Below are 24,412 nucleotides of genomic sequence, written 5' to 3' on the forward strand. Positions count from 1 at the left end.
GTTCACTAGTTTTTTATTTACCCATTATTCTTGCAGATCTGAAAAGAAACTGTACAGTTTCTCTTGCGTTAACTGCTGTTTTTCTTCACCAGCAACATCGTAAGTAATTTTACCATCGCTGATAACTACTAACCGGTTACCAAACTTTAAGGCATCATCTAGATGGTGGGTAATCATCAGGCAGGTGAGGTTTTGAGCAGTGATGCGTTCGTTGGTGGCGTTCATTAATTCCTGAGAAGTCTTCGGATCCAGTGCTGCCGTATGTTCATCCAGCAGTAAAATATCCGGTTTTTTCAAAGTTGCCATCAAGAAACTCAGGGCTTGCCGCTGACCGCCAGATAGGCTGCCGGTTGGTGTCGAAAGCCGTTCATCTAAACCGTTACCCATGCCACTGGTCATTTGTTTAAATTCGGCCATGTGCTGTTTCAGGTGACGGGGCGTCAGATGACGGTGTTCACCGCGCTTAGTTGCCAGCAGTAAATTTTCAGCAACGGTCATGCGGGGCGCGGTCCCCAACTTAGGATCTTGGAAAACTCGGCTCAGAAAACGGGTTCGTCGTTCTTCAGATTCGTTAGCAATGGATTGACCCCGTAGCAAAATATCACCGGAATCAATGGTCAGATTACCTGCAATAGTGTTGAACAGCGTGGACTTACCAGCACCGTTAGAACCCAGGATTGTGATGAAGTCACCCTCGTTAATACTGAGGTTTAAATCCTTCAGTAAGGTGAGTTCTTCAGGTGTGTTGCGATTAACTTTAGTGACCACGTGACGTAATTCTAAAATTGGCTTAGTCATGAGTAGAAATCCCCCGTTTCCAAACGCGTTTGAAGTCGAACATGTCCCGGAAGACTGGCACCATCATGCAAAGGGCTAAAACAACGGATGAGAATAGTTTTAAATCGTTGGTGTTGAAGCCTAACTTCAAGACGATCAGTAGAACAAACCGGTACAGGATCGACCCTAGAGTGACGGCTACCAAACGCTGATTCATGGTCAGTTCACCAAAGGCGACTTCACCGATAATGATGGAAGCCAGCGCAATAACGATGACCCCAATCCCCATGTTGACGTCAGCATAGCCGTCGTTTTGTGCAACCAGCGCGCCGCCTAAACCAATGACACCGTTGGAGACCATGAGGCCCATAATCTTCATGTTATCGGTTTTAATGCCTAATGATCGAGCCATTTTTTCGTTATCACCAGTTGCAATGAAGGCCTGCCCAAGGTCGGTCTGCAGAAAGTAAATTAAAACTAGCGTGAGAATGACGATGACCGTAAAGCCAAGAAAAACACTGTCAAAGTACATTGGTGAGTGCGCAAAAATTGGCAGTTTTAATAATGAGGGTTTATTCAGTAAGGTTAAGTTTGAGCGGCCGTGCATGATCCGCAAGTTCACGGAGTAGGCTGCGGTCATGACTAAGATACCGGCTAGCAGGATCGGAATCCGGCCCTTGGTGTACAGCAAACCCGTTGCTAACCCGCATAGCATGCCGACGCCAATGGCGATTAAGGTTGCCCAAATAGGGTTGATACCATTGTTGATAGCGGCAACACAAGCAGCTGCTCCCATTGGGAAAGTCCCTTCAACGGTCATATCAGGGAAGTCTAAAATTCTAAAAGTCAGAAATAGTCCCAAACCAAGGGTTGCCCACAGCAGGCCTTGACCGATGGCGGAAACGCCTAATCCAAATGTCATTTGATGATTTCCCCCTTCTTTTGGGCTTGTTTGACTAGTGAGCTCGGGAAGGTGATTCCTAGTCGTCTGGCTTCTTTCATGTTCAAGATCAAATCACCGTGTCGGATAAACTTCACTGGCGTGGTAGCCGGCTTTTTGCCCTTTAAGATGGCAGCAGTCATTTTACCGGTTAGAACACCAAGTTTGTATTGATTGATACTATAAGTCGCTAAGCCACCGCTTTTAACCATGGTATCGACAGCTGGAAAAACGGGGACTTTAGCAGCGTTAGAGTTTTTGATCAGCGTCTGCATTGCGGAAGCCACCGTGTTATCGGTTGGCACGTATACTGCGTCCACGTTTTGAACCATTTGCTGTGAAACTTGATCCACGTCGTTGGTGTTGGAGATGGAGTAAGCTTTTAATCTGATGTGTTCTTGTGCACACAGTACTTTGAATTGCTTGTACTGGGCAGCGGCTGAATCGTCGCTGGAGGTGTAGAAGATCCCTAGCGTTTTCATCTTCGGCATCACTTGTTTGATTAGACCAAGCTGTTCCTTTAATGGTGCCTGGTCTGAAACACCGGTGATATTATGGCCTGGCCGTTGGTTATTCTTCACTAAACCAGCGCCTTGCGGATCGGTAACGGCACCTAAAACGATGGGAATTTTAGAAGTTGCATTTGCTAAAGCTTGAGCCGAAGGCGTTGCGATACCGATGGTAGCATCAGCGTCTTCGTTAACAAACCGGTTACTCATGGTCATTAGGTTACTTTGATCATTTTGAGCATTTTGAAAATCAATTTTGATGTTCTTACCGGAATGATACCCCTCTTCTGCTAGACCATGAATGATCCCGTGATGAATAGCATCCAAGGCAGGGTGAGACATAAGTTGCAAGATGCCGACGGTTGGCTTGGCAACCTTGGCTGGTTTGCCTGTTCCGCCTTCGCCAACGAAGGCAAAACCTAGAAAAATAACAATAATAGCGATTAATGCGTATAGTCGCTTCATGATTCGATTCCCCAATCTAAAATATAATAAATGAAATAAAAAAGGCGACTCCTTACAGAAGTCGTCTAGGAAGCGCGACGTGCAAGGTTAGTCATGCAGCGTCACTCATATCACAAAGTAACCGGCAAGACGCGTGTACTGAACATGTTGTTCAAACCGCATCAAAAAGCGGTTTGATTACCGGAACTGCCAAGATTTAAATTGCTTAGCGTACTTTGTCATTTGAATTCCTCCGAACTAGAATATCTACTATTATAAAGACAGTAATCGTGTTGCGCAAGTCTCACTTGAGTTTCATTATTTTCGGCTGCAGTGTAAAAATTGGTGAAACAAAAGGACCCAACCCCGTAAACGAGGTTGAGTCCCTTCGTGCTTGATGAACTACATTAGTAGTTATCGTGACTATATTATACACCATGCTTTGTAATATAGAAACAAGAATATGTTTTTTTTTCATGTCAGACAACTGCCCAGAGATTATTCAGGAAATGCAGTGCGATACTGTAACTGATATCTTTGAAGTAAAGGTAAGCCCCAGCCAGTACCCAGCCCAGTGAGGCATAAAATAAGGTAGTTACTGAAAATGACAGGGTATGCAGGTAACCGAAAATTGCGCCGCTGACTAGTACGCCCAAAACGTTGCTCCAACGGGAGTTTTTTGAAAAGAAGAAATTGAAAAAGAACCCGCGAAACAAATATTCTTCAAAAACGGGCGCAATAACAACGCCGTACACGTTATTCCAAAGGGGCAGCTGCTGAATTTCATTCTCCAGAACTGACTGATTGCTTGGCATTGGCAGCAGATGATGGGCGATTAGCTGCGACCAGCCGATTTGAACGGCCAGCATCAGAATAAAGAACATTAGCAATTGGCTTATACGGTGTCGGTTAAAGGACCAATGACCAAAATTCCTGGGATTATAACGTTTAAGCTGTCGCTGGTATAGCCATGTAAAGAGGACTAGTACGGCGGCCACCATGATCAGCATAGCGCCAATGAATTTACTGGCTAACGCTGCGTTTTTACCGGCATACTTGGTTGCAAACTCCAGCAGAGTGGAATTAGTCAGATATGCAGCCAATAGTAAAATAAAAGCACCGATACGTAACACCTGTCGTCTGATGTATGACATGTTCGGCACCCCATTTCTAGTTTAATTAATAGGTAATGATTTTGATTAGATTTTGATCTGGATCACGCACCCACAGTGCAGTTGCCGAACCCTTTGCACCTTCGTACGGTACCGGGCCATCAGCGATTTCAACCGCGTAGTTCGTTAAATGAGACAGGGTGTTTTCCAGTGGATCATGGGTTTCTAAAGCTAATTCGGCGCTGCCTGGTGTAACGACGTGAGCGGTAATCGTAGTTTGATCAGCCGTTGTTCGAAATTCTAAACGGTGGTGACCAAGCCGTAAACTCGGCTGCTTAGCATTCTTAATGATGGGCAGGTCAAAGACTTCATGGTAAAAACGCATGGCGTGATTGACATCGCTGACAGTTAAAGTCAGACTATCAATATCTTTAATATTCAATTTTGTCATCCTTTGTTTGATTGTAGTATGGCAATCATTATACCACAGGACTTAAAAGACTAATTTACTTTCAGGGGATAGTGATTTCGAAAAAAATTATAAATTAAAATGCAAGCGGAACCATTTCTTTCACAAGCTGAATCGAACAAAGTTAAAACTGTGTTTTAGAAACCCCGATATCATGCCTAATTAGGGCTTGATTTCTTGCTATTAAAAAAGTTTCGTGATAATGTAAAGTGTTGTGAAAAAATGAAAATGATCTTAAATTTAGCCGTTAAAGGGCTGTTTAAATGATGGTGTTCCGGCAAGCTGAGAGTTACAGCTAAGGGACTTTTGACAAACTAAGTAGCGTTTAGTTTGTTGAAAGTCCCTTAGATATGCTTTAAAAGCCTACCTTTGCACACAATTAAAGGAGGTACATTAAAAAATGTCTTTACTAGAAGTTGAAAACCTTAGTATGGCTTTTGCTGACAAACGGCTGTACGATGATGCAAGTTTTCAGCTAAATAAGGGTGAACACATGGGAATCGTCGGTCAAAACGGGGTTGGTAAATCAACCCTGATCAAGGTGCTGACCGGGGATGAATTACCCCTGTCCGGGTCCGTTAAATGGCAGCGTGGCGTTCACGTTGGTTATCTGGACCAATACGCAGATATTCCAGAAGGTATGACACTGATTGACTTTTTGCATACCGCATTTCAAGATTTATACGATAAAAACGACCGTATGACGCAGCTGTATACCGATTATGCAGAAACATCGGATGATAAGTTATTGGAACGGGCTGGCCGGATTCAAGAAGAATTGGAAGCCAGCAATTTTTACGACATCGAAACTGAGATTGAACGGATCATTACCGGTCTTGGCTTGGATGATATTGGCCGGGACCACGAAGTCGCTCAAATGTCTGGTGGCCAACGGTCTAAAATCATTTTAGCCAAACTGCTGCTGCAAAATCCCGACGTTATTTTACTGGATGAACCGACAAACTACCTGGACGTGGCCCACATTGCCTGGTTAGTTGATTACTTGAACGGTTTTGAAGGGGCAGCCATGATTATTTCCCATGATTATGACTTTCTGGAACAAGTGACTAACTGTATTATTAACGTTGCGTTTGGCAAGATCACCAAGTACCGTGGCAGTTTTAAATCAGCCATGAGACAGCGTGCAGAACGTGAAGAAGCACAGCGTAAAGAATACGAAAAACAGCAAGTTAAGATTGAAAAAACCGAAAAATTCATTGCAAAGTTTAAGGCTGGGACGCGTTCTAAACAAGCTAAGTCCCGTGAGAAGCAGCTGTCGCACATGGAGTTGGTGGATCCGCCTTCGAGTAATATCCAAGCAACCTTTAACTTCCCGTATGAAGATACTGGTTCGCAAAACGCGTTAGTCGTTGACCATCTGTCCGTTGGTTATAACCGGCCACTGCTGAAGCCCGTTACATTCTCGGTAAATACCGGCGAAAAAGTTGGCTTTGAAGGGTTTAACGGGGTTGGTAAGTCAACTTTGATCAAAACAATTCTTGGTCTGATCAAATCTAAGGGCGGTTCAGCTCAATTTTCACCATCGGCTAAGGTCAGTTACTTCAGCCAGGACTTGGAATGGGAAAACGATCAGGAAACGCCGTTGAAAATTATTCAGGCGAAGTATGAAAAATTGCCTCAAAAAGCCATTCGGACCAAGTTGGCAAAGTGCGGTCTGGATGCTGCTAACGCTATGAAACCCATTGGGCAGCTTTCTGGTGGGGAACAAACTAAGGTTAAATTAGCCATGATGGAATTTGAACCAAGTAATTTTCTAATCTTGGACGAACCGACCAACCATTTGGATGAGGAGACCAAGGAAGCGCTGAAGGATGCGATTAACAAGTTTCCTGGCAACGCCATCGTGGTCAGCCATGAGGTCAGTTTCTACGATGGATTAGCCGATAAAGTGCTGAACGTTGAAAAATTAAGTCTTAAGAATCAGTAATAATGGCCTACCATCGACTAAATGTTATCTTCTTGAAACATTCACATGCTACAATAATGTTATTAAGTCATGTTTGGAGATTAATTTATGAAGCGGGTTTTGCAAATAGTTGCTGTCATTATTGCCATTACTGTACTGGGTATCACGGCGAACCACTTAATGACGCCTGATACACGCGATCAGGCAGCAACGCAAACGACAAAGAAGGCGGCCGCCCCTACAAAAGCGGCACCAACTCATATTAACTGGCGTGAACCGTCTGAAAACAAACCGTATCCCAAGTGGAAACAGCTGAAGGATCCTTGGATTCACGTTTCAGTTAAACAGCAGCGGGTTTTCATCAAAGACGGTTCGAAGACGGTTTATACCATGTATGCTTCAACTGGCGTTGATAATTCAACACCACGGGGGACCTTCCACATTCAGGCTGAGCGCGGTAAATTCTTTTACAACGCGGAGTCTAAGGAAGGTGCCAAAGATTGGGTCTCGTTCAAAGATCACGGGATCTATTTATTCCACACGGTACCTACTGATCAGTACGGTAAGTTTAACGTCCAAGAAGCAGATATGCTGGGACGAGCTGCCCATTCTCACGGCTGCGTGAGATTAGCAGTTCCAGATGCTAAGTGGTTCTACGACAACGTTACCTACGGGACTAAAGTTGTGATTAATTAAACGATACCAAACAAAAAGGTTTCGAGCTCAATGAGTTCGAAATCTTTTTGTTTGGTCCAAGACCAATGATTAGTCGTTAAAGTTGTTGTTTTCAACGTCGCGGATAAAGGTTGCTAAGTGATCGTAATAAACTGGCGCGTTATCGATCATGTGGTGATGGCCACCTTCAGGCGTAGTAACTAAGCGGGCGTGCGGAATTTCTTTTGCCATGCGTTTAGCCGTTGAAATCGGCATGGTTTCGTGTTCGCCAAAGGTCAGCAAAGTTGGTACTTTGATCTCCTTCAGGTGCGGTTCGAATTGCCATTCCTTCAGTTTACCAGTGATAACGAATTCGTTGTCACCTTGGAAAGCACCGTAAACGGGGCGTGACATGGTTGGAATCAAGTGGGAAATAGCGGCTGGCTTTTTACGGTCAACGTAGCCGTCATTTAACACGTCCACGTACTTTTGGTACTGCGGATCGTCGTAATTGTTGGCAGCTTCCTGTTTCTTCATGTAAGCCACGGCATCAGCTGGCAAAGCTTCTTCACGGACTTGGTTAATGTGAGTGACATATTCGTCAATATTATCGACCATTGAGGAAATGATGGCACCCTTTAAATGCTTGCCGTATTTAGCAGCGTACATTTGCACTAACGCGCCGCCCCATGACTGGCCGATCAAGTAAAAGTTGTCCAAGCCCAGCTTTTGGCGGACTTCTTCAACTTCGTCCAAGAAGTAGTCATAAGTCAGGTATTTTTCAGCGATTTTAGGATCACTGTAATCGGGCTGGTCTGAGTACCATGAACCCAATTGGTCATACATGTGAACCTGAACGTTGAGGCCCTGCTTCTTGAGCTGCTGAGCAGTGTCTTCCCAGTATTCATGGTTGCCGCCGGGGCCGCCGTGCAATGCTAACAGGTGAATATCGCCTTCACCCTGCGTGTTGGTCCACAGATGATAGCCGTTATCTAGCGTAATGATCGTGGTGCCTTGTTTCATGTGAATTACCTCGTTTCAAATTGAAGTTAGTTACCATAATATCACGAAGTCTATAGGTGGGGAAGTTCTAGCCAGCTATTTGCCAGTGATAATGTGTACGTGATATTTTGGTTGCCGCGAACGGTCATACCAAAATCGGTGGCATAAACGTTCAGACCCAACTGATGGTCCGCTGCTAGCCGGTAATGAGTGGGCTGCAGTTCCAGTTTGATAGAATAGGTCTGCCCTGGTTGAACCGTATCGACCTGGGTTAATGCGTGCCGATTTTGTAAGTTCATGTGGGCTTTTGAGATCAGCTGATAGGGCGTTTCCTTCTTAGCCAGTTCATATTCCCGTAAATCTTCTTTACGGAAGTGATAGCCCAACGCCATGGCTTGTCTAGCTAGCGTGGTTGGCAGTGGTTTCAGCCGTTTGAAGTTACCGAGATCTACCAGTTCAGTACTGATTAGGCCAATTGACTGGTCGGATGAAACATCGAGGTGCAAAATTGGGCAGCCATCGATAACCAGTTCATCTGTTTGCGCAGGTGCCTGGAAAAACTGCCGATGACCTTGGAGTGGTGAAGAAGCTTTAATTAAATCCTGCTGCCACCGAGCGTTATCCTTGGCATACAGCTGAAAGGTCGGCTTATCCAGCTGATCATTAAACTGAACCGTTTCCTGGCTGGATGTGTCAGTAGAAAGACCATTCGGCGTTAAGTGATACTGAGTCGTCTTGTTAGCGGGGGCACCCCAATCCGGATAGGCCTGCCAGTTTTCAGCACTGGCATTATCCTGGATCAAAACGTCGGGCAAGATCTTTTCAGCGTGGTTATCCAAATCGTAGAGTTCGTGGGATAACCAAAGATTGACCATGTCAGAGAAGTCCAGTGACCGGAAATTGTTAATGTAAATGTGCGGTCCCTGATGCAGAATGATTTTATGGTTGATGGGTAAGTTGTGGATTGCCCGCCATAATTTTTCAGCGTTGCGCGGTTTAACGTTCCAGTCATTAAGACCGTGGACGATCATGACGTCGGCTTTGATATTCTTGACGTTTTTACGGTAGTTCCGGGCGTCCCAGAAATCATTGTAGTTACCGGTGTCACGATCCTGACCATCTTTGATTGCGGTTAATTGGTGTTGCCACTTATCCTTGATGCGGTCATAATCGCCTGCTTGCTGCTGGCGGGAGAAAGTTTCTTCGGCCAGTACGTCAGCATCTTCGCCAGGAAAGCCGCCGGGAGCAATTACCAAGCCGTTTTCGCGGTAGTAGTCATACCAGCTGGAGATCCCAGCTTCGCAAATAATGGTTTTGAGGCCGTCCACGCCAGTCGTTGCGGCAGCAGTAGCCAGTGTGCCTAAATAAGAACGGCCGGTCATTGCCACGTGGCGGTTTGACCAGGTCGCGTCAATGGCAATATTAGAGGTGCGGTTAGTAAAGGCAGTCCCCTTGCCGTTTAGCCATTCAATGATTGCCGTAGTCGACGTTGTTTCTGCCGGATCACCGGTGGTACGCAACCCGTCAGATTCTTTCGTGCCGATGCCGGCAGCGTAAACCACCGCGAAACCGCGGGCAAGGAAATAATCGTTCAAACTGTAATCAAAGGTATTGCCGAAACCTTCATCAGCCTGTTTAGTATGGCTATTGACCACCCGCGGGTCGGGAATCTTAGCCGGAGCCGGCTGGCTGTCACCAAGGGTATTGGCAGTTGCCGGCTTCTCTGTTAACGATACGTTGACATTGTGGGTCAGTGCATCGCCATCAGCATCATTGGTCCCTTGATTATAGGGTGAAGCCGTGTAAAGGACGGGGACCGACTGCTGATTTGACTCCACTGGCCGGGTGATTTCAGCTTTCAGCAGATCGCGCAGGCCATCGTGGTCGCTGTCCTGAGAGGACTCGACATAGGCCACTTCATGAATCAGTTTCGAGGTATCGAAGACTGGCTGAGCTTTACCGTTGAAGAATAGCGGTTTTGGCAGATCCTTTAACCGGTGGTAGTAGCCGCGACCAGCTAATTGATCAAGGAAGGTCTGACCAGTAGTTGTGTGAGTGATCAGCAGCTGATACCAGGCGTGAACCAAATCATCGTTGGTTAACGCGTCGTGGTCGAATTCAGGCAGATTGACTTTAGAGGTGATCTTTTCCGGCGCGTTAATCTGGAAATCGCGGCCGACTTCAAAACCTAGCAGCTGCAAAATCAGGTTGTCAATATGTAACGGTTTGATGTCATCGCTCATTTGAGTCAGCGACAAAGCATCTAACTGGTCAGCTGCCAGCAAGTTAGCGATTTTGCTATCCGCAGCTTCATGACTAGTGACTTCCGGGAAACTTTGCTGCAGCAGCCGGCGCAATAGCCGGTGCGGTGATAGCTGTAAGTCAGATTGGCGGATGAATTGGATTTGCTGCAATTCCTTTTTTTCATCGGCCAAAGTAGTTGGTACAATTGCAAATTGATTGATTTTCATTAAGTAAAAACCTCCTGCAGTCGAGTATTGATTTCATTATAACGCAGGCGGGCTGATAGCCAGGGATGTTTGAGTCATGATACACTAGAAATAATCATATTGCGGACACGGACAGAAAGGAACGTTTACTTGAACTATATCGGTGAAATTGCTCTCATCTTATTTGCCACCACCATTGCGGGTGCCATGAGCCAGCGAATTGGGATCCCCAGCGTGATCGGGCAGCTGCTAGTGGGGATTTTGCTTGGCCCCGCGTTGCTGAACTGGATCCGGTCGGGGGAGTTACTAACCGCCGGAGCGGAAATCGGCGTGATTATTTTAATGTTCATGGCTGGACTGGAAAGTGACCTGAAATTATTAAAGAAATACTTCAAACCTGCTATTAGCGTTGCCACGCTAGGGGTGATCTTACCCATGATCTGTTTCTACTTTTATGGAATAGTGATGCACCAAAACTTCGAGCGGGCAATCTTCTGGGGTGTTGTTTTCGCGGCTACTTCAGTATCAATTTCAGTTGAAGTCCTGCGTGAATTTGGGAAATTAAACACCAAAGAGGGTGCTACCATTCTTGGTGCTGCCGTAGTCGACGATATTATGGCGGTGTTGATTCTTAGTATCTTCGTCAGCATGTTTTCCAGCGGCAGCCGTGGCGAACCGAATTTAGGCTTGAGTATTCTCGAACAGTTAGCTTACTTCGTCATGGTTTACGTGGTGATCCGCTGGGTTGCCCCGATTCTGATTCGTTTATTTGAACGGTTACCGGTACCGCAATCCGTACCGATCATGTCGTTGATCATTTGTCTGGGAATGGCGTATATTGCTGATCTAACCGGTTTGAGTGCTGTGATTGGGGCGTTCTTCGCCGGGATTGCGGTTGCACAGACTAATGCCCGCCATGAAGTTGAAACTAACATCAGTCCCATCGGCTACGCCTTTTTCGTTCCCATCTTCTTTGTCAGCATTGGCGTGGAAATGCGCTTTGACCATTTCTGGAGCAACATTTTACTGATTTTGGGCATGACCATTGTCGCGGTATTGTCCAAGCTGATTGGTGGCGGACTGGGTGCCAAACTCTTAGGGTTTAGCTTCAACAGTGCTTACGTCGTTGGTGCCGGGATGGTCTCGCGGGGAGAAATGGCGTTGATCATTGCCCAAATCGGTTATCAAGCTAAACTGCTGGCACCAGAGCTGTATTCGGAATTGATCGTCGTGATTATTCTTAGCACGGTGATTGCACCATTACTGTTAAAGCACGCTATTGCGCGCTTGGAATGAATTTAAATAGACACAAAAAGCCACAGAAACCGTTTGAGATTTCTGTGGCTTTTAGAATTGATCTACTCAACGTTATCCGGATTATTTAAGCGGCTGTGGCGAACGCCATAACTGAAGTAGAGAATCAGGCCGAATAAGAACCAGATTCCGGATGCAATCCAAGTTTCAGCTTGCAGCTGAGTCAGCATAAACATGCATAACAACCCTGAAATAACCGGCAGTACAGGGTACCACGGGACTTGGAAGCCTTGATTGTTTTCAATTTCCTTATTGTGACGCAGGGGAATAATCCCGAATGAGACAAACAAGAAAGCAATCAGCGTACCAATGTTAACCAAGTTAGTTAGTTGATCCAGCGGTACGAAACCGCCCATGACGGCAATCACAACGGTAATGGTGCGCAGGCTATTGATTGGGTTGCCGCGACGGTCTAATTTACCCAAAAACTTCGGTAGCAGACCATCTCTGCCCACCGAATAAATTAAGCGGGAGGAACTGTAGATCATGGTGACCATCATGGTAAACATTCCGGCTAAAGCCCCCAGCGCGATGATGCCGGCAGCCCAGTTTTGGTGGACGACCTGCAATGCAAAGGAAACCGGGTCAGCCACGTTTAACTTGGTGTAGCTGATCATCCCAGTGAGGACGATGGCAACTAACACGTAAAGCAAAGTCGCGATGATCAGTGTTCCAATGATGCCGATGGGCATGTTCTTTTTCGGGTTTTTAACTTCAGCGGCAGAACTTGAAACCGCGTCGAAACCCAGATAGGCGAAGAAGACCGCCGACGAACCGGCTAAAACGCCGTGGAAACCAAACGGCATGAAGGGGTGCCAGTTACCTGGCTTGATAAAGAAGGCACCGACGACGACAAACAGCAAGATAATAGCAATTTTAACGAAAACAATAATGTTGTTTAGCCGGACGGATGACTTTACGCCGTGTGCCAGCATTGAAGAAATAATCAGCACAATGATGATGGCAATCCAGTTGCCATAAGAACCATGTGCAATGTCTAAGGGACCAACGATGGATGCTGGAATATCGACACCGAAACCGCTCATAAAGGACTTGAAGTAGGCGCCCCAAGCACTGGAAACAGCGGCTACGGCCAATACGTACTCCAGGATCAAGGCCCAGCCGAGGATCCAGCCAATAATTTCGCCGTAGACCAGGTTACCGTATGAATAGGCACTTCCGGCGACGGGCAATGCGGAAGCAAACTCCGCGTAACACATGGCAGCGGTTGAACAGACAACAGCGGCCAGAACGAAAGATAGAATAATTCCTGGACCGGCCTTAGTCGCTGCTACGGTGCCGGGAAGAATAAAGATCCCGGTTCCAATCACGGCACCGATTCCAAGTGAGATTAAATCAACGGCTGACATGGTTTTGACGAATTTCTTGTCAGTTTCCAAGTAGCGGTCGACTTTCTCCCGGCGAAACAAACGCGAAACAAATGATGACATATAGGTTCCTCCAAATTAAATATTGAAAAGAATTTTAAGTCTATCTTAACCATGTTGGCCTTTAAAAGCAATTGGTCATGTGAAAGCAGCTGGGTTAATTTTCAAAAAAATTACCTAAAACAGGTATTTCGCAGTTTGCTTGCTTTGCTGATTAGGCTAAAATAAGAATTATTAACGTTTTCGGAAGGAATGATTTTAAAATGACAACTGAAGTAGCTAGTGGTGCAGTGGTTTACCGGGTTCAAAATGGGCAGCCGGAATATTTGTTGCTGAAGAGTGCGACCAGTGATTTCTGGGGTTTCCCTAAGGGCCACGTGGAGGGTGACGAGAAGCTGGATGAAACGGCAGTACGAGAAATTCGTGAGGAAACTCAGCTGCACGTTCAAATTGATACTCATTATCACGATGAACTGAAGTATGACATGGCTAATGGCAACCACAAGGAAGTCCATTTGTTCACCAGTGAAGTGCCAGCGGATGCTAAGGTGACCAAGCAGGATATTGAAATCAGCAATTACGGCTGGTTTACGGAAGCCGAAGCGGTCGATCGTTTGACCTACGACAATTTAAAACAGCTAATGAAGCGGGCACACCAGTATATTTCAGCGAAGATTGCAGCCAAATAGTGGGGGAAATCATGAAACACGTCATTGTCATTACGGGTGCAACGGGAACCGGTAAAACAACGGTGAGTACCTATTTAAAAACTAAATATCAAATACCGCGGATCATTACGCACACCACCCGGCCAATGCGGCCTGGTGAGCAGAACGGGGTTGATTACTATTTTGAAACCGACACCAGTTTTGCTAATAATCATTACCTGGAATCGGTGATTTATGCCGGTTATCACTATGGTTCTTCGTATGAGGGCCTTCAGCGGGCGTTTGAAAAGTCCGACTTAGTCAGTATCGTTCTTGATACTAAGGGTGCCGAGACTTACGTTCATGAACTTAAAGATGAAGCGTTTATTTTGTTCCTAACGGTAGGTCAATCGACCATTCTCCACGAACGGCTCAAGGACCGCGGTGATCAGCTGGAAATGATTCAGTCGCGGATCAAGAGCAAGGAGTATAGCCGTGATTTAACCCTGCCTGCGGATTTAAAGGGTATTGCCACCGTGATCCAAAATGACGACTGGCAACGGACGCAGGAAAAACTATCGCAAATCGTGTCGGCCTTGCGAGCATCTTCTTTGTAAAAAGCGGGGGACATATGTGTCATTGTTCATATATTTGTGATACACTATCTTAAGCGTAATCATTATTATTTAAACGGACGAAACTCTTAAAGAGGTGCCATCACATGCAAGCGGAACTTACACAGGCGTTAACAGAACTGAAAAAGAACCATTTAAAGGTGACTAAGCAGCGTAAAGCGCTTTTAACGTACTTACTTCAAAATCAGGATCACTACCATGATGTGACCCTTGTCGATGACTATATGCGAAAGCAGTTTCCCGGAATGAGTCACAATACGATTTACCGTAATATTAAGGAGTTTGAAGAAGCCGGCATGGTGGAACAGCAGGTTCAAGGCGATCAGGCACGGGTCAAATACCAGTGTGATTTCTATCATCTCCACCATCACCACTTTATCTGTCAGAACTGCGGTAAAGTAACGGAGCTTAAAGAATGCCCCATGGACGTTTTTGCGGCACAACTGCCCGGTTATGATATTGTGGGCCACCGGATTGAACTCTACGGCATTTGTCCGGATTGTCAGAAACTACTGGCAAAATAAGATGACAAAACAAACCTTATTTAATATTTAAGGTTTGTTTTGTTGTTTATTAATAATAATTTGAGATACTAATGGTTAATAAGCAGTTAAAAGGAGGAAATTGATCATGGCATATCGGACACCGCCATTCATCACACCATTTGCAATCGTTTCAATCGCACTTGCACTTGGTGCGACCAACGTGGTGGTTAACTCAGTCAGTCACTCCAACGAAGGAAAGCCAGCTAATTCTCAGGTTGTTTCCAATAGTTCAGTGATCGATTCGACTAAGCAGTCGTCTGATTCTGATAGTAAATCCTCGGATAAAAAGGATTCTAGCAGTGATAGTTCAAAGAAAAAGGATTCTAGTTCAAAGGACAGTCAAAACGACACGAGCACCACGTCGTCAACTCCGCAGACCGCGACAAGCAATGCTAATAAAACCTCTAACAGATCCAAATCAACTGGCGGCGAAGCAACGAACAATGGCGGTACGAATAATTCTAAGTCGACCACGGCCTCTTCACAAACTAATAACACGCAAACCAATAACGATTCAGCTGGTACTGAGGATAACGGTGATACTGGCAACACCGGCAACACCGGCAATACTAATCAGACATCAGGTCAATAAGGAGGCGACACCGTTTGTTTAGTTTCTTAGATATGATCAACCACTACCTGGGGTATGTGAATTTAAACGTCAAGTTGAAAAACCGGATCTACACCATTCTTGGCGTCATTGGTGTTGTCTACTTACTGTACGTTTCGGTGCGCTGGATTCGAAACGGCTTTGCACTGCGCGGCAGTTTGATCTTGTTAGTAGCCATTATCTTAGCGTACTTCTCCGTGATGAATATTTTTTACTACTTCACTGATAAGCAGGCACCGCTGGATATTTCACCTAAGATTGAAAAAGTCCTGGGGAAAACCCTAGGTGGTAATGAGCCAACCCGTGAGGAAGCGCAACGGGCCAGAGAACAGCGTGGCAACAATCTGTTAAACGGGGCTAATATTCCCGCTAATGGTTATTTTGACAGTAAAAAGATTTTACCCGGTAAAGTAGCAGTTAATGCGGAACAGAGCAGCAACATTGCCCAGCTGGCCAATCAGCTGCAGCAAATGAAGCTGATGGCACCGGACTACGGTGGTTTAGGGTCACGGGAGCTGGCACAGCAGCTTAATAAGAATAAAAAGCCGGTTTACGCCATTGGCTTAGGCGTTAACATTCCCTACTTTGAGCTTCAGCAGGACGGTCAGCAGATGATCGTTTATGCTGGTATGAACCAGGCACAAAAGGCACCCATGGGCCGCATTACGACGGTGGGACTGCAACCGATTGAAGACGTGTACGATAAGGTGAAGCTCTACTTAGCAAACGTCATTTTAGTAGGTGGACCATACATGGAGATGGGGCGTAACGAACCCATTGAAAAACAGGCACCCTATACGATTCGGGTTCAGTTGGCCTATGAACGTGATAAGCCGTCGCATTCGCGCGAGACTAGTGCGGATACGTTGCCACACTCGGGTATTTCCACGACGAGACCGACGACGGATGCACCAGCTTCACGGATGAAACGCTATCACTAATCAGACAAAAAGACGAACGTCCAAGGCGTTCGTTTTTTTGTCTGATTACGCAATCATTTATATGATTTACGACCTAATGAAAATTTCATAATAGTAAATTAGGCTTTCAGGAAGAGTGAATATTCTACCGTTTGATGAAAAAATTATCGCCCTTGTTTACGCTTGATTTAACGCTGTTTTAGACTCAATGCAAGCCGACATGACGCACTTCAAGCGGTGGATTACTTTGACCAATGCGTGAATATGGTTTAATATTTAAAGTGAGTCAAAATTAGAAGCATATGAAATTAGTCAAAATATTTGAATGCTTCGAAACGGATACTTTCAATAAAGTACAACTCATGCGAACCAACTATCTATTGATTTTCAGCCATTAAGCGAGCAGGCTGTATGCCTCTATTCGACCATGCAGCTTGTTCGCTTATCTTGTTGTAGACTACTTTAGAGATTGGTCGCTATTTTTCATAAGGCGGAGGGGAAAAAACATGTCAATGATTGAATTTCACAATGTTCAAAAGTACTACGGCGAGTTCCATGCTTTGCATGACATTAACCTAACTATTGATGCTGGTGAAACTGTCGTGCTGATCGGCCCATCAGGCTCTGGTAAATCGACTTTGATTCGGACAGTTAACGGGTTGGAGCGGATCCAAGAAGGTAAGCTGATCGTTAATGGTCAAGATTTAGCTGACAGGAAAACGGACATGAACCGGATTCGTAAAAACGTCGGAATGGTGTTTCAACACTTCAATTTATATGCTAATAAAACGATTTTGGAAAACATTATGCTAGCCCCTCGACTGGTTTTAAAACGGCCAGAAGAAGAAAATAAAAAGATTGCCATGAACATGCTTGACCGAGTGGGATTAGCTGATCAGGCACCGAAGATGCCGGCACAGCTTTCTGGTGGTCAGCAGCAACGGATTGCCATCGCCCGTTCACTTGCAATGAAACCCAAAGCACTGCTATTCGATGAACCTACCAGTGCTTTGGATCCTGAAATGATTGACGATGTGCTTAACGTCATGAAGGACATTGCACGTGACTCGTCAATGACCATGTTAGTGGTGACTCACGAAATGGGCTTCGCCCGTGAAGTGGCTAACCGGGTTATTTTCATGGCAGATGGCCGGATTCTTGAAGACGATACCAAGGAGAGATTCTTCGATGGGCAGCCAAGCAACGAACGTGCCCGTCAATTCTTAAGCAAGATTATCACTCATTAAAAGTCAGGAGATGTGAGCATGAAGAAAATATTCCGATTGGTCAGCATTATCATCTCTAGTCTTGCCTTAGTGCTTGTTTTGACTGCCTGCGGATCAAAATCTTTGGCAGATCAAAACGTAGTGACACGTGCTAAGCGGACCAATACGATTACTTGGGGTGTTAAAGCTGATACGAAATTATTTGGTTTAATGGACGTTAAAAACAGTCAGATCAAAGGCTTTGAAGTTGATATGGCTAAGGCGCTCACTAAACAGATTTTAGGACCCAAAGGGAAAGCGGACTTTGTTCAAGTGACGAGTTCGACCCGGATGCCGTTACTGAAAAACGGGAACATTGATGCCATTATGGCGACGATGACGATTACCCCGGAACGGTTGAAACAGGTTGACTTCTCCCGGTCGTACTTTGATGCTGGGCAGTCATTGCTGGTTAAAGAAGGCAGTCCAATTAAAAACGTTAAGGATCTTAATCACAAAGGGGCAACTGTTCTTGGCGTGGTTGGTTCTAACTCCGTTCAAAACGTTGCCAAGTTTGCACCGAAAGCCAGAGTGCTGCAACTTTCCGATTATGCCCAGGCTATGACGGCTTTGAAGTCGGGTCAAGGTGAAGCATTAACAACTGATAATGGTATCTTGGCTGGGATGTCGGTTGAAAATCCGGGTTACGTTCTAACGGGTGGAGCCTTCACCAAGGAACCATACGGGATCGCGATCAATAAGGGCCAGCCGCAGTTTAAGCATGATCTTAATCACGCTTTGACTAAGGTTGAACAGAGCGGTCAGTATAACCGGATCTTAAAGAAGTGGTTTGGTAACGTACCTGGGATGAACGTTAAGGAGATGGAACGATGATAGCTATTTTTCATAACTATGGCAGTCTATTGCTCCAGGGATTCGGTCAAACCTTATTGTGCAGTGTGATTGCACTGGTTTTTAGTTTGATTATTGGATCAATGTTTGCCATTTTTGAAACCACGCCAATTAAGTTTTTGCGGGTGATTGCACGGATCTACATTGAAGTATTTCGGAATATCCCGTTGCTGGTGATTACCATGTTCTTCTTTGTGGTCATTCCCATGTTTGTTGCGAAAATTAACGGTTTTACCGCTGGGACGATTGGTTTAACCATCTACACCTCAGCCTTTATTGCTGAAACCGTTCGTTCCGGGATCAATTCAGTGGATCCTGGTCAAATGGAAGGTGCCCGGGCCAACGGGTTATCCTGGTGGCAGTCCATGCGCCACATTGTATTGCCGCAGGCTTTTCGTTACGTGATTCCACCGCTGGGCAACCAGTTTATCAACTTAGTTAAGAACTCATCGGTCCTAGCCTTCGTTGCGGGTTTTGATTTGATGTATCAAGGCAACGTGATTGCGTCAGATTCGCTAAATACCATGAGCACTTACATCTGTATCGGTATTTTATATCTGATCATCACGTTACCGCTAAGTTACTGGATGCGTTATCTTGAAAAGAAATTAGCCTAGGGGGTGCAGTCATGAAAGACTTTATTAATGCATATTCATGGATCAACATCCATTACTTGCTTCAAGGCCTGTGGATCACCGTGGCTGTATCCGTGGTTTCCATTGTGGGCAGCTACGTTTTAGGCTCAATTTTAGGAATCGTTCGTTACGTGAACATTAAGGTCGTTTCACCAATTGTCGGTTTATTCATCGATATTATTCGTAACTTACCATTGCTGCTGATCATTTTCTTTACCTACTTCGGACTGCCAAACTTAGGTTTCCGTCCAAGTAGTGTGTGGGCCACGATTTTAGCCATGACAGTCTTTGAATCAACGATGATCGCCGAAATTGTGCGGTCGGGAATTGCGGCTGTCGATCCCGGTCAAATGGAAGGTGCCAGAGCTAACGGCTTATCATACGGACAGGCAATGTATCATGTTGTCCTGCCGCAAGCGATGAAAAAAATGATTCCAGCTTTGGTCAGTCAATTTATTTCATTGATTAAGGATACTTCATTGGCGACTATCATCGTGCTGCCAGATTTGATGCACAATGCGCAAATCGTTTACGGTCAAAATTCAACGTATATTTTACCAATGTTCTTGATGATCGCGGTCATGTACTTCGTTGTATGTTACGCGTTGTCGCTGTTGTCACGGTCGTTGGATAGAAGAATGAGTTAATGTAGAGAGTGTGAAAACAAGCGTTTAGAGACTGGAGTCTAAGGCACCCCTGACGGAAATCCCGGTCTTGGATTTTTGTCAGGGGTGCCTTAGATGCAAGTCTCTGCTTGTTTGAGCACGTTTAAGAAAATGTGGCATAGTACAAAAAACGTCATCCCAATGTCTTTGTTGGGATGACGTTTTTTGTAACGTTGAAATTATTTTTCTAAAACGTATTTTTCAAAACGCTGGTAATCAACGTTTGTGACTTCAGCTTCGATCTTCGTCCCATTTTCCAAGTAGTCCGTTGATTTAACGCTGGCGTGCTCATTTAAATAGGAAACGACGTCGCCCTTTTCAAACGGAATCAAGAAGGTTGCGGTCACGTAGTTCTTGAAGACTTTTTCCCTGATGACTTGAACCAGCAAGTCGATTGAAGCAGGATCCTTGGCGGAAACAACAATGTCGTCACCTTCCCGGGAAGGGTAGTTGTTTTCTGTCAGATCGGCTTTGTTATAAACGGTGATCATTGGCAGGTCAGGCACACCAATTTCAGTTAAAGTCTTTTTAGTTGTCGACATCATGTCAATCCGGTTAGGACTGGAGTAGTCGACGACTTGAATCAAGAGATCGGCATTGGCAGCTTCGTACAAAGTTGACTTGAAAGCTTCAACTAAGGTAGTGGGCAGCTGTGAAACAAAGCCAACCGTATCACTCAGCAGCAGTTTCTTTGAATCGTTAAACTGCAACTGCCGGACACTGGTATCCAAGGTAGCAAACAGCATGTTTTTCACCATGACTTGTTTGTCATCGTTCATCCCGTAGCGTTTGATCAGTTCGTTCATGATGGTGGACTTGCCGGCGTTGGTATAACCAATCAGGGCAACGTTAGGCAGCTGAATCTTTTCTCGCTGCTGACGCTTGACCTCAGCTGATTTATCAACGTCCTTTAGTTCATGACGCACATGATTGATCTGCCTTTGAACGGTTCGACGGTTTAATTCAATTTGAGCTTCACCGGCACCACGGTTGGTGAAACCACCGCCGGAACTGGTCCCGGTTTGCTGGTCCAGCCGCTGGTTCATAGCGGTGTGCAGCCGGGGCATCTGGTACTGCAGCTTGGCCAGTTGTACTTGCAGCTTGGCTTCGCGGCTTTGCGCCCGGTTGGCAAAGATTGCCAGAATCAATCCAGTACGGTCCATCACGGGAACCTTAACGATTTTTTCTAGGTTTCTAATTTGACTTGGGGTTAATTCATCGTTAGCCACCACGATTTCGGCACCGGTATCAACGACAATATCACGTAGTTCTTCAACTTTACCAGTCCCAAAATAAGTCCCAGCAACGGGCTGACTGAGATTTTGTACGGTGGTTTCTACCACATTCATGTTATTGGCTTCAGACAAAGCTTTTAACTCTTCCATGGCATAATCAAAGTTATAGCGTCCTGTATTAAGGCCAATGTTAATGACCGGCACAAGTTCGCTGTTATCCATGTTGTCACCATCCTTAACTTTTGTCTTCAAATTGATTGTCTTCAGTATAACATAGGGCAGGGGGACAATTGACTGGCGACATTAAGTGTATGCCAGAAATGATAGGTAACTGGCAGTATTTGAAATTGGATATCTATGCGTATCTTCTGAAAATAATTGCATGTGTTAATAACAGGATACTAGCAGCCAAATTATTTCTAAACGTTAAAGCTTAAAATAATTTAATTTTTCAGGGCTTTAGGTTAAACGAATAAACATCAGTGGTTTTTCGTCCAAAAAAGGTAAAAGATAGTGATTTTATTCGATATAATTAAAAATATTCAAGAATAGATACCCATAAATTCGCTATTTTAAGCGATTTATGTCATAAAAATGATAAAACACAGTTGAATTTGATGGTTTCCTAATATACAATAAGACCAGTTTCACGGTACATAATTAAGTTTTTATCCGAATATGCCATAAGAGGAGAGTGTTGCAGATGAAGTTTAATAAAATTTTAGCTTTAGGTGCGGTTTCAGGTGCATCAATATTACTGCTAGCTGCCTGTGGTTCTAAGAACAGCAAGAGTTTGGCAACCAATCAAACTCTAAACTGGGTTGAAACAGCTAACTTGCCAACAATGGATCCTTCAAAGTCGACTGATATTGTTAGTGGTACTGCACTGAATAATGTGGATGAAGGATTACTTCGGATTGGTCAGGGGTCAAAGCTCCGTCCTGGTGTTGCCAAGACTTACAAGGTTTCTAAGGATGGTAAGACATGGACTTTTAATTTGCGTCATTCAAAGTGGAGCAATGGTGATCCTGTGACTGCCAAAGATTTTGTTTATGGCTGGCAACGTACGGTTAAGCCGAAGACGGCTTCTCAATATGCTTACTTATATGATCATGTGAAGAACTTCAGTGCGGTCAACAAGGGCAAAATGGCTCCGTCCAAGTTAGGTGTCAAAGCGGATGGTAACTATAAAGTGGTTGTTACGTTGGCACGGCCTCAAAGTTATTTCAAATACATTGTTGGCGCACCAGCGTTCTTCCCACAGAACCAGAAAGTGGTTGAGAAATACGGTTCCAAGTTCGCTGCCAACTCAAAGCAGGCCGTTTATAACGGGCCGTTTAAGATGACGGGATGGACTGGAACTAACAATACTTGGACTTTAGCTAAGAACAGTAAGTATTGGGATGCTAAAGCAACCAAGCTAAAGGCGGTTAAGTTCCAGGTCATCAAGGATCAAGGAACTTGGCTTAGTCAATATCAAAGTGGCAAGGTTGATGAATTAATCACTGATGGGACGCAGTACAAGCAGTTGAAGAACTCCAAACAAATGCATGTCCGCAACTCTGCATCGACCTTCTACCTTGAAATGAACCAACGTAAAGGATTCTTCAAGAACAACCTTGATGCTCGTAAGGCCGTTAACCTGGCTATCAACAATGGTCAGCTGACTAAGGATATCTTAGCTGATGGCTCTCAAGCGCCAAAGGGATTAGTGCCAACGAATCTCGCTAAGAAGGGCGGCAAGGACTTTGCGGATGCTGCTTACGTTAAGTCAGGAACAGCGTACAACTTGAGTCAAGCTAAATCCTACTGGAAGAAAGCACTTAAGAAGTCTGGCCGTTCAAGCATGAAACTTAACTTGCTTGCAGACGATACCCCAGCTGGCAAGAAGACCGCAGAATTCCTTCAAAGTCAATTGAACAAGTTGCCAGGGCTAAAAGTAACAACAACTAACGTACCATTTAACGTTCGTTTGAGCCGTTCAACTAAGGGTCAATTCGATATGGTTGTCGGTGGCTGGATTGCTGACTTCCCAGACGCAATTTCATTTAGTTCACTGTTTACTTCAAACAACGCGTACAACCGTGGTCAATGGAAGAACAGTACCTATGATGCGGACGTTAGGAACGCTGAAGGTAAGGATGCCAACAACGCTACTGCACGTTGGAACGATTTGGTAGACGCCGAGAAGACGTTGATGAAACAGCAAGGTATTGTACCGCTTTATCAACAAACTCAGGCTCAAATGCTGAAGTCGAAAGTTCATGGTGTTCAATACTTTCCAACCGGTGCACAATGGGACTTCAGTCATGCTTACTTGTCAAAGAAATAAGTTAAGCTATGATTGGTAAATAAATGGGAATAAGTAACATTGTGTTTTGAGAAAGTAAGAGAAGGGAACGGGGAATGTTCCTCTCTCTTACTTTTACATATTAGGTGAAAAGTGTAATGATATAATCTAAGTAACTAGAATGTGAGGTATTTTCATGGCGAAATATTTATTAAAGCGGATCTTTTATCTGCTGTTAACCTTATTCATCGTCATCACCGTGACGTTTTTTCTAATGAAATTATTGCCTGGGACGCCGTTGCAAAACCAGCAAAAGCTCTCACCATCTGAGCAGCACCTGATTTTGAAGCAGTACGGACTGACCAAGCCCATTTGGCAGCAGTATTTAACCTATGTTGCCGGCGTGTTCCAAGGTAATTTTGGGACTTCCTTCCAGTTTAGTGATCAGCCAGTCTCTTACTTGATTTCAAGCCGGATTGGGCCATCACTTTTGCTGGGGACTCAAGCAATGATCGTGGGTGTTATTCCCGGTATCCTGGTTGGTGCTTTGGGTGCTATCAAGAAAAACACCTGGGTTGATACTAGCGCGACGATCATTTCTATTTTAGGAATTTCAATCCCAAGTTTCGTGTTGGCGGTTTTGCTGCAATACTTTGTTGGCTTAAAATTGCACTGGTTCCCAATTGCTGATTGGGGCGGATTTGCCTACACCGTTTTGCCAACCCTCGCGCTGGCTGCGTCACCGTTTGCGGACACGGCGCGGTTTACCAGAACGGAAATGGTGGACGTATTGAATTCCGATTACATTGAACTGGCTAGGGCCAAAGGGCTCAGTAAGTGGGGCGTCATTTATCATCATGCCCTGCGAAACAGTTTGATTCCAGTGGTTACGATCATTGGACCATTGGCGGTCAATATCATGACCGGGTCAATGGTTATCGAAAATATTTTCTCCATTCCTGGGATTGGTGAACAATTCGTTAAGTCGATTCTGACCAACGACTACCCAACCATCATGGCGGTTACGATCGTGTACAGTGTCATGCTGATGGTGGTTCTGCTGATCACCGATATCGTTTACGGAATTATTGATCCGCGAATTCGAATCTCTGGCAAAAGCAATTAAT

Annotated in this window: 23 protein-coding genes; 14 read left to right on the plus strand and 9 right to left on the minus strand. The window is 45.0% G+C overall.

Annotated elements, in window-relative coordinates:
• Nucleotides 1–24: 24 nt before the first annotated feature.
• The 5 genes from JUE95_RS06070 to JUE95_RS06090 form a co-directional block, all read right to left on the minus strand.
• The gene (locus tag JUE95_RS06070) at nucleotides 25–798 is read right to left on the minus strand and encodes an ABC transporter ATP-binding protein (protein ID WP_203649971.1); all 774 of its coding nucleotides are present in this window, start codon (nucleotides 796–798) and stop codon (nucleotides 25–27) included.
• Nucleotides 791–1,699 (minus strand): ABC transporter permease, encoded by a 909-nt coding sequence (locus tag JUE95_RS06075; protein ID WP_203649972.1) that lies wholly within the window; start codon nucleotides 1,697–1,699, stop codon nucleotides 791–793. The genes JUE95_RS06070 and JUE95_RS06075 overlap by 8 nt, the downstream gene beginning before the upstream one ends.
• Complete coding sequence (gene trpX / locus JUE95_RS06080; protein ID WP_203649973.1) at nucleotides 1,696–2,691, minus strand: tryptophan ABC transporter substrate-binding protein; 996 nt, start codon at nucleotides 2,689–2,691, stop codon at nucleotides 1,696–1,698. The genes JUE95_RS06075 and trpX overlap by 4 nt, the downstream gene beginning before the upstream one ends.
• Before the next feature lie 458 nt (nucleotides 2,692–3,149).
• Nucleotides 3,150–3,824 (minus strand): CPBP family intramembrane glutamic endopeptidase, encoded by a 675-nt coding sequence (locus JUE95_RS06085; RefSeq protein WP_203649974.1) that lies wholly within the window; start codon nucleotides 3,822–3,824, stop codon nucleotides 3,150–3,152.
• A gap of 25 nt (nucleotides 3,825–3,849) precedes the next feature.
• Nucleotides 3,850–4,233 (minus strand): VOC family protein, encoded by a 384-nt coding sequence (locus JUE95_RS06090; protein WP_373305668.1) that lies wholly within the window; start codon nucleotides 4,231–4,233, stop codon nucleotides 3,850–3,852.
• 418 nt (nucleotides 4,234–4,651) lie between these two features.
• Here JUE95_RS06090 and JUE95_RS06095 point away from each other — a divergent pair, with 418 nt between their 5' ends.
• Nucleotides 4,652–6,199 carry an ABC-F family ATP-binding cassette domain-containing protein gene (locus JUE95_RS06095; protein WP_203649976.1) on the plus strand — a complete coding sequence of 516 codons (1,548 nt, stop codon included), beginning with the start codon at nucleotides 4,652–4,654 and terminating at the stop codon, nucleotides 6,197–6,199.
• Nucleotides 6,200–6,286: 87 nt separating this feature from the next.
• Entirely contained in the window at nucleotides 6,287–6,874 is a 588-nt protein-coding gene (locus JUE95_RS06100) for a L,D-transpeptidase (protein ID WP_203649977.1), read from the plus strand.
• A gap of 69 nt (nucleotides 6,875–6,943) precedes the next feature.
• Here JUE95_RS06100 and JUE95_RS06105 read toward each other — a convergent pair whose 3' ends face one another.
• The gene (locus JUE95_RS06105; protein ID WP_203649979.1) at nucleotides 6,944–7,855 is read right to left on the minus strand and encodes a proline-specific peptidase family protein; all 912 of its coding nucleotides are present in this window, start codon (nucleotides 7,853–7,855) and stop codon (nucleotides 6,944–6,946) included.
• Between the two features lie 50 nt (nucleotides 7,856–7,905).
• A complete protein-coding gene (locus JUE95_RS06110) occupies nucleotides 7,906–10,305 on the minus strand; it encodes a Xaa-Pro dipeptidyl-peptidase (protein WP_203649981.1) in 2,400 nt (799 codons plus the stop codon).
• 129 nt (nucleotides 10,306–10,434) lie between these two features.
• Between JUE95_RS06110 and JUE95_RS06115 the strand changes: the two genes are divergently transcribed.
• Nucleotides 10,435–11,580 carry a cation:proton antiporter gene (locus JUE95_RS06115; protein ID WP_203649983.1) on the plus strand — a complete coding sequence of 382 codons (1,146 nt, stop codon included), beginning with the start codon at nucleotides 10,435–10,437 and terminating at the stop codon, nucleotides 11,578–11,580.
• A 62-nt stretch (nucleotides 11,581–11,642) separates the two neighbouring features.
• Here JUE95_RS06115 and JUE95_RS06120 read toward each other — a convergent pair whose 3' ends face one another.
• On the minus strand, nucleotides 11,643–13,049 hold the full coding sequence (locus tag JUE95_RS06120; protein WP_203649985.1) for an amino acid permease: 1,407 nt from the start codon (nucleotides 13,047–13,049) through the stop codon (nucleotides 11,643–11,645).
• A gap of 200 nt (nucleotides 13,050–13,249) precedes the next feature.
• Between JUE95_RS06120 and JUE95_RS06125 the strand changes: the two genes are divergently transcribed.
• From JUE95_RS06125 to JUE95_RS06165, 9 genes are all read left to right on the plus strand, one after another.
• Entirely contained in the window at nucleotides 13,250–13,675 is a 426-nt protein-coding gene (locus JUE95_RS06125; protein WP_203649986.1) for a bis(5'-nucleosyl)-tetraphosphatase, read from the plus strand.
• 11 nt (nucleotides 13,676–13,686) lie between these two features.
• Nucleotides 13,687–14,250, plus strand: a complete 564-nt coding sequence (locus JUE95_RS06130; protein ID WP_203649988.1) for an AAA family ATPase — start codon at nucleotides 13,687–13,689, stop codon at nucleotides 14,248–14,250.
• Between the two features lie 104 nt (nucleotides 14,251–14,354).
• Nucleotides 14,355–14,792, plus strand: coding sequence for a Fur family transcriptional regulator (locus JUE95_RS06135; protein WP_203649990.1), 438 nt, complete (start codon nucleotides 14,355–14,357; stop codon nucleotides 14,790–14,792).
• A 106-nt stretch (nucleotides 14,793–14,898) separates the two neighbouring features.
• Nucleotides 14,899–15,405 (plus strand): hypothetical protein, encoded by a 507-nt coding sequence (locus JUE95_RS06140; RefSeq protein WP_203649992.1) that lies wholly within the window; start codon nucleotides 14,899–14,901, stop codon nucleotides 15,403–15,405.
• A 14-nt stretch (nucleotides 15,406–15,419) separates the two neighbouring features.
• Nucleotides 15,420–16,364 (plus strand): DUF6681 family protein, encoded by a 945-nt coding sequence (locus tag JUE95_RS06145; protein WP_203649993.1) that lies wholly within the window; start codon nucleotides 15,420–15,422, stop codon nucleotides 16,362–16,364.
• 485 nt (nucleotides 16,365–16,849) lie between these two features.
• A complete protein-coding gene (locus JUE95_RS06150) occupies nucleotides 16,850–17,590 on the plus strand; it encodes an amino acid ABC transporter ATP-binding protein (protein ID WP_308440892.1) in 741 nt (246 codons plus the stop codon).
• Nucleotides 17,591–17,608: 18 nt separating this feature from the next.
• The gene (locus JUE95_RS06155; protein ID WP_203649995.1) at nucleotides 17,609–18,442 is read left to right on the plus strand and encodes a transporter substrate-binding domain-containing protein; all 834 of its coding nucleotides are present in this window, start codon (nucleotides 17,609–17,611) and stop codon (nucleotides 18,440–18,442) included.
• Nucleotides 18,439–19,077: an amino acid ABC transporter permease gene (locus JUE95_RS06160; protein WP_203649997.1), complete on the plus strand. Its 639-nt coding sequence runs from the start codon at nucleotides 18,439–18,441 to the stop codon at nucleotides 19,075–19,077. The genes JUE95_RS06155 and JUE95_RS06160 overlap by 4 nt, the downstream gene beginning before the upstream one ends.
• 11 nt (nucleotides 19,078–19,088) lie before the next feature.
• Nucleotides 19,089–19,742, plus strand: coding sequence for an amino acid ABC transporter permease (locus JUE95_RS06165; RefSeq protein ID WP_203649998.1), 654 nt, complete (start codon nucleotides 19,089–19,091; stop codon nucleotides 19,740–19,742).
• Between the two features lie 197 nt (nucleotides 19,743–19,939).
• Here JUE95_RS06165 and hflX read toward each other — a convergent pair whose 3' ends face one another.
• A complete protein-coding gene (gene hflX / locus JUE95_RS06170; protein ID WP_203650084.1) occupies nucleotides 19,940–21,217 on the minus strand; it encodes a GTPase HflX in 1,278 nt (425 codons plus the stop codon).
• Nucleotides 21,218–21,698: 481 nt separating this feature from the next.
• On the opposite strand from hflX, the gene JUE95_RS06175 reads away from it, so the two are divergent.
• Together JUE95_RS06175 and opp3b are read left to right on the plus strand one after the other, a co-directional pair.
• Entirely contained in the window at nucleotides 21,699–23,327 is a 1,629-nt protein-coding gene (locus tag JUE95_RS06175; RefSeq protein WP_203650000.1) for a peptide ABC transporter substrate-binding protein, read from the plus strand.
• A gap of 154 nt (nucleotides 23,328–23,481) precedes the next feature.
• Nucleotides 23,482–24,411, plus strand: a complete 930-nt coding sequence (gene opp3b / locus JUE95_RS06180) for an oligopeptide ABC transporter permease (protein ID WP_203650002.1) — start codon at nucleotides 23,482–23,484, stop codon at nucleotides 24,409–24,411.
• Nucleotide 24,412 lies beyond the last annotated feature (1 nt).

This window comes from Secundilactobacillus yichangensis, from assembly GCF_016861565.1.
Classification (GTDB): domain Bacteria; phylum Bacillota; class Bacilli; order Lactobacillales; family Lactobacillaceae; genus Secundilactobacillus; species Secundilactobacillus yichangensis.